Source organism: Micromonospora sp. DH13, from assembly GCF_020873825.1.
Classification (GTDB): domain Bacteria; phylum Actinomycetota; class Actinomycetes; order Mycobacteriales; family Micromonosporaceae; genus Micromonospora; species Micromonospora haikouensis.
The window spans coordinates 1-466 of the sequence record NZ_JAHWGR010000101.1 but is presented as its reverse complement, the minus strand read 5'-3'; the positions used below and the strand labels follow the sequence as shown (position 1 = coordinate 466).

Here is a 466-nt window from a genome sequence, read left to right as displayed (position 1 = left end):
ACCGACGGGCGGTTCTCGCCCATGACCCAGCGCAGCGCCTCGAGCAGGTTCGACTTGCCGCAGCCGTTCGGACCGACGACGCCGGTGAGGCCGGGATTGATGACAAGCTCGGTGGGGTCGACGAAGCTCTTGAATCCGAGCAGGCGCAGGCGGGTGAAATGCACCGGTCGTCGGCTCCCGAGGTTTCGCGTCGGAAAGGAATCACATGCGGGCGGGCCCTGGGTCAACACCGCTTTCGAATCACCCCTCGGCCTAGACCGGACTGTCGTTTGGCCGTTCCCTCCCGCGGAACAGCCGAGGGGGAGCGCCATGGGCTACGAGTACGACACGGGGAACATCTTCGCGAAAATCCTGCGAGGGGAGATCCCGAACCGGACCGCGGCGGAGACCGAGCACACGCTGGCCTTCCACGACATCCGGCCTCAGGCGCCGGTGCACGTGCTGGTGATCCCCAAGGGGCCCTACG

Annotated in this window: 2 protein-coding genes; one reads left to right on the top strand and one right to left on the bottom strand. The window is 66.7% G+C overall.

Annotation, left to right across the window (positions count from 1 at the left end):
• Positions 1–311, bottom strand: a 311-nt coding sequence (locus LPA42_RS34775; protein ID WP_368859508.1) for an AAA family ATPase, incomplete at its 3' end; no start/stop codon positions are given.
• Here LPA42_RS34775 and LPA42_RS33425 point away from each other — a divergent pair.
• The coding region (locus LPA42_RS33425) for an HIT domain-containing protein (protein ID WP_228987149.1) at positions 310–466 on the top strand (157 nt) is incomplete at its 3' end. The two genes, LPA42_RS34775 and LPA42_RS33425, sit on opposite strands and share 2 nt — an antisense overlap.